This window comes from Aeromicrobium sp. PFPM2_SD2 (assembly GCF_057364525.1).
The window spans coordinates 1-5,569 of sequence record NZ_JBNFNZ010000137.1; the positions used below are offsets into that span (position 1 = coordinate 1).

Below are 5,569 nucleotides of genomic sequence, written 5' to 3' on the forward strand. Positions count from 1 at the left end.
GCATCCGGCCGCGTCGCCGCACGGACGCCCGCTCGCGCCGGCGAGCCGGCCCACGTCGTGCTCTACGACCCGACGGCCACGCGCGTCGTCGAGCCGCGCGACACGGCGTCGCTGTCGCGCAACACCCCCTACGCGGGACGCGAGCTTCCGGGCCGCGTCGTCGCCACGTTCCTGCACGGCCGTCCCACCGTCCTGGGCGGCACCCTCGTCGAGGAGGCATCTGTATGAGCGAGCGCAGCGAGCGAACCGTCAACACCGTCACGGGCGGACTTCCGTACCGTGCGCTCTTCTTCACGGAGGTCCGCCCATGAGCCACGTACCCACCGAAGCGATCCTGGTGCTCGAGGACGGCCGCACGTTCCGCGGCGAGTCCTTCGGCGCGATCGGCGAGACGATCGGCGAGGTCGTCTTCTCCACCGGCATGACCGGCTACCAGGAGACGCTCACCGACCCGTCCTACAAGGGCCAGATCGTCGTCATGACCGCGCCCCACGTCGGCAACACCGGCGTCAACGACGAGGACTTCGAGTCCAAGCGCGTGTGGGTCGACGGCTACGTCGTGCGCGACCCCGCCCGCGTGAGCAGCAACTGGCGCAGCCAGCGCACCCTGGACGACCAGCTGGACCACGACGGCGTCGTCGGCATCAGCGGCATCGACACCCGAGCGCTGACCCGGCACCTGCGCGAGCAGGGCTCCATGCGCGGCGGCATCTCCAGCGCGTCCACGGACGCCGAGGCGCTGCTGGCCAAGGTCCAGGAGGCGCCCTCGATGAAGGGCGCCAGCTTCGTGGCCGACGTCACCACCGCCGAGCCCTACGTCGTCCCGGCGCAGGGGGAGAAGAAGCACGTCGTCGCCGCCATCGACCTCGGGCTCAAGGGCATGACGCCGCGGCGCATGGCCGAGCGCGGCGTCGAGGTCCACGTGCTGCCCGCGACGACGACGATCGAGGAGCTGCGCGAGCTCGCGCCCGACGGCGTCTTCATGTCCAACGGCCCCGGCGACCCGGCCACCGCCGACCACCAGGTCGAGGTGCTGCAGCAGGTCCTCGCCGAGGGCATCCCGTTCTTCGGCATCTGCCTGGGCAACCAGCTGTTCGGACGTGCCCTGGGCCGCGGCACCTACAAGCTGACCTACGGCCACCGCGGCATCAACCAGCCCGTGCAGGACCTCACGACCGGCAAGGTCGAGATCACCGCGCACAACCACGGCTTCGCGGTCGAGGCGCCGGTCGAGGGCACGTTCGACACGCCGTTCGGCCCGGCCCGCGTCACCCACGTCGGCCTCAACGACCAGGTCGTCGAGGGCCTGGCCCTGCTGGAGCGACCCGGCTTCAGCGTCCAGTACCACCCCGAGGCGGCCGCCGGCCCGCACGACGCGGCCTACCTGTTCGACCGCTTCGTCCAGCTCATGACCGACCACAAGGACAAGGTGAACGCCTGATGCCCAAGCGCACGGACATCCAGTCCGTCCTCGTCATCGGCTCCGGCCCGATCGTCATCGGCCAGGCCGCCGAGTTCGACTACTCCGGCACCCAGGCGTGCCGCGTGCTGCGCGAGGAGGGCCTGCGGGTCGTCCTGGTCAACTCCAACCCGGCCACGATCATGACCGACCCGGAGTTCGCCGACGCCACCTACGTCGAGCCGATCACCACGGAGTTCCTCGAGAAGGTCATCGCCAAGGAGCGCCCGGACGCGCTGCTGCCCACCCTGGGCGGGCAGACGGCGCTCAACGCGGCGATCAAGCTCGACGAGGCCGGCATCCTGGAGAAGTACGGCGTCGAGCTCATCGGCGCCTCGATCGAGGCCATCGACCGCGGCGAGAACCGCGAGTCGTTCAAGGCGATCGTCGAGGGGCTGCCGAAGGAGTGGGGCGCCGAGGTCGCGGCCTCGGTCATCTGCCACACGATGGACGAGTGCCTGGCCGGCGTCGACGAGCTCGGCGGCTACCCGGTCGTCGTGCGCCCGTCGTTCACGATGGGCGGCGCGGGCTCGGGCCTGGCCTACGACGAGGCCGACCTGCACCGCATCGCCGGCACCGGCCTGGCGCTCAGCCCGACCACCGAGGTGCTCCTGGAGGAGTCGATCCTCGGCTGGAAGGAGTACGAGCTGGAGGTCATGCGCGACAAGGCCGACAACGTCGTCATCGTCTGCTCGATCGAGAACCTCGACCCCATGGGCGTCCACACCGGCGACTCGATCACCGTCGCGCCGGCCATGACCCTCACCGACGTCGAGTACCAGCGCCTGCGCGACATCGCGATCGGCGTCATCCGCGAGGTCGGCGTCGACACCGGCGGCTGCAACATCCAGTTCGCGGTCAACCCCGAGGACGGCCGCATCGTCGTCATCGAGATGAACCCGCGCGTCTCGCGCTCGTCGGCGCTGGCCTCGAAGGCGACCGGCTTCCCGATCGCCAAGATCGCCGCGAAGGTGGCCATCGGCTACACCCTCGACGAGATCCCCAACGACATCACCGCCGAGACGCCGGCCAGCTTCGAGCCGACGCTCGACTACGTCGTCGTCAAGGTGCCGCGGTTCGCGTTCGAGAAGTTCCCGGCCGCCGACGACACGCTGACCACGACGATGAAGTCGGTCGGCGAGGCGATGGCGATCGGCCGCAACTTCAGCGAGGCGCTGGGCAAGGCGCTGCGCTCGCTGGAGCGCAAGGGCGCGTCGTTCAGCTGGGCCGGCGAGCCCCGTGACAAGGCCGAGCTGCTCGAGCTCGTCCAGCGTCCGCACGACGGGCGCCTGGCCGAGGTCATGGAGGCCGTCCGGGCCGGCGCGACCGCCGAGGAGCTGTTCGACGCCACCAAGATCGACCCGTGGTTCCTGGACCAGCTGTTCCTCGTCCAGGAGGTCGCCACGCAGGTGCGCGAGGCCACCGAGCTCACCCCGGCGCTGCTGCGCCGGGCCAAGCGTCACGGCCTGTCGGACGCCCAGATCGGCGAGCTGCGCGGCATGCGCGAGGACGTCGTGCGCGGCGTCCGCAACGCGCTCGGCGTGCGTCCGGTCTACAAGACGGTCGACACCTGCGCGGCCGAGTTCGCCGCCCGGACGCCGTACCACTACTCGTCCTACGACGAGGAGACCGAGGTCATGGCTCGCGAGAAGCCGGCCGTGCTCATCCTGGGCAGCGGCCCCAACCGCATCGGCCAGGGCATCGAGTTCGACTACTCCTGCGTGCACGCCGCGCTGGCGCTCACCGAGGCCGGATACGAGACGGTCATGGTCAACTGCAACCCCGAGACCGTCTCGACCGACTACGACACCGCGGACCGGCTGTACTTCGAGCCGCTGACGCTCGAGGACGTGCTCGAGGTCTACCACGCCGAGCTTCAGGCCGGTCCGGTCGCGGGCGTGCTGGTGCAGCTCGGCGGCCAGACGCCGCTGGGCCTGGCCGCGGGCCTGCAGGCCGAGGGCGTGCCGATCGTCGGCACCCAGCCCGAGGCGATCGACCTGGCCGAGGAGCGCGGCGCGTTCGGCCAGGTGCTCGCCGACGCCGGCCTGCCGGCGCCCAAGCACGGCACCGCCACCACGTTCGAGGGCGCCAAGCGCATCGCCGACGAGATCGGCTACCCGGTGCTGGTGCGTCCCTCGTACGTCCTGGGCGGACGCGGCATGGAGATCGTCTACGACGAGCAGGCGCTGGCCACCTACATCGAGAACGCCACCGAGATCTCGCCGCACCGCCCGGTGCTGGTCGACAAGTTCCTCGACGACGCGATCGAGATCGACGTGGACGCGCTGTTCGACGGCACCGAGCTGTTCCTCGGCGGCGTCATGGAGCACATCGAGGAGGCCGGCGTGCACTCGGGCGACTCGGCCTGCGCGCTGCCGCCCATCACGCTGGGCGCCGAGGACGTCGAGCGCATCCGCGTCTCGACCGAGGCGATCGCCCGTGGCGTCGGGGTGCGCGGACTCATCAACATCCAGTTCGCGATGAGCGCCGACATCCTCTACGTGCTGGAGGCCAACCCGCGCGCCTCGCGCACCGTGCCGTTCGTGTCCAAGGCGACGGCCACCCCGCTGGCCAAGGCGGCGGCCCGGCTGATGCTCGGCGAGTCCATCGCCGAGCTGCGCGCCGCGGGCGTCCTACCGGCCGAGGGCGACGGCGGCCACCTGCCCGACGTCGCGCCGGTCGCGGTCAAGGAGGCGGTCATGCCGTTCAGCCGCTTCCGCACCTACGAGGGCACCTACGTCGACACGCTGCTCGGCCCCGAGATGCGCTCGACCGGCGAGGTCATGGGCATCGACACCCGCTTCGGCAACGCCTTCGCCAAGGCCCAGGCCGGCGCGCAGAACGGACTGCCGACGTCCGGGCGCGTGTTCGTGTCGGTGGCCAACCCCGACAAGCGGCACATGATCTTCCCGATCAAGCGCCTGGCCGACCTCGGCTACGAGATCCTTGCGACGGCCGGCACGGCGACGGTGCTGCAGCGCAACGGCGTCGAGGCGACGGTCGTGCCGAAGATCAGCGACCACCCGTCCGAGCGCACCATCGTGGAGATGCTGCGCGACGGCGAGGTCGACCTCATCATCAACACGCCGAGCGGCGGTGAGTCCGGGGCCACCGGACGCGTCGACGGCTACGAGATCCGCACCGTCGCGGTGGGGGAGGGCGTCTCGTCGATCACGACGATCGCCGGCCTCGCCGCTGCCGTCCAGGGCATCGAGGCGCTGCGCGAGCACAGCATCGACGTGAAGTCGCTGCAGGACTGGGCCGGCGACCTGCAGGACGCGCGATGAGCTTCGGCTCGCGCGCGTCCGTCGCCCGCCAGGCCTACGGGCCGGCGTGCGTCGGCATCGACCCGCACCCCTCGCTGCTGGAGGCGTGGGGGCTGGAGGACGACGTCGAGGGGCTGGACCGCTTCGCGTCCACCTGCGTCGAGGCGTTCGCCGGCAAGGTCGCCTTCGCCAAGCCGCAGGCGGCCTTCTTCGAGCGCCACGGCGCCCGGGGGATGGCCGTCCTGGAGCGCACGCTGCAGGACCTGCGGCACACCGGCACGCTGACGATCCTGGACGTGAAGCGCGGCGACATCGACTCCACGGCGCAGGCCTACGCCGACGCCTACCTGGACGACGACGCGCCCATGGCCGCCGACGCGATCACGGTCAGCCCGTACCTGGGCCTGGGCGCGCTCGAGCCGTTCCTGCAGACCGCGCACAAGAACGACGCGGGCGTGTTCGTGCTCGCCCTGACGTCCAACCCCTCGGGCCCGGACGTGCAGCACGCGCGCACCGACGACGGCCGCACCGTCGCCGGTCGGGTGCTGGACCACCTGCGCGAGGCGAACGCCGACGCCGCGCCGATGGGCTCGTTCGGCGCGGTGGTCGGCGCGACGATCGGCAGCACCGACGAGGACCTCGACGTCAACGGCCCGCTGCTGGTGCCCGGCTACGGTGCCCAGGGCGGCACGGTCGCGGACCTGGAGCGGCTCTTCGGCCCCGTGTGGGACGCGATCATCCCCACCACCTCGCGCGGCGTGCTCGCGGCCGGCCCGGACGTCGCGTCGCTGCGCGCCGCCGCGGCCCGGGTCAACGACGAGCTCGGCGTTGGCCGGAGCCGGAC

At 71.5% G+C, this 5,569-nt stretch carries 3 protein-coding genes and 1 pseudogene; all 4 read left to right on the plus strand.

Translation table 11 applies throughout. The features are described 5' to 3' along the window. Positions 1 to 228 (plus strand): annotated as a pseudogene (locus AC2W7G_RS08210) (hypothetical protein); the annotation flags it as partial. A gap of 79 nt (positions 229 to 307) precedes the next feature. Then, positions 308 to 1,441, plus strand: coding sequence for a glutamine-hydrolyzing carbamoyl-phosphate synthase small subunit (gene carA, locus AC2W7G_RS08215; RefSeq protein WP_485868001.1), 1,134 nt, complete (start codon positions 308 to 310; stop codon positions 1,439 to 1,441). Then, positions 1,441 to 4,746, plus strand: a complete 3,306-nt coding sequence (gene carB, locus AC2W7G_RS08220) for a carbamoyl-phosphate synthase large subunit (protein ID WP_485868002.1) — start codon at positions 1,441 to 1,443, stop codon at positions 4,744 to 4,746. The genes carA and carB overlap by 1 nt, the downstream gene beginning before the upstream one ends. Beyond that, on the plus strand, positions 4,743 to 5,569 hold an 827-nt coding region (gene pyrF / locus AC2W7G_RS08225; RefSeq protein WP_485868003.1), incomplete at its 3' end, for an orotidine-5'-phosphate decarboxylase. The genes carB and pyrF, both read left to right, overlap by 4 nt.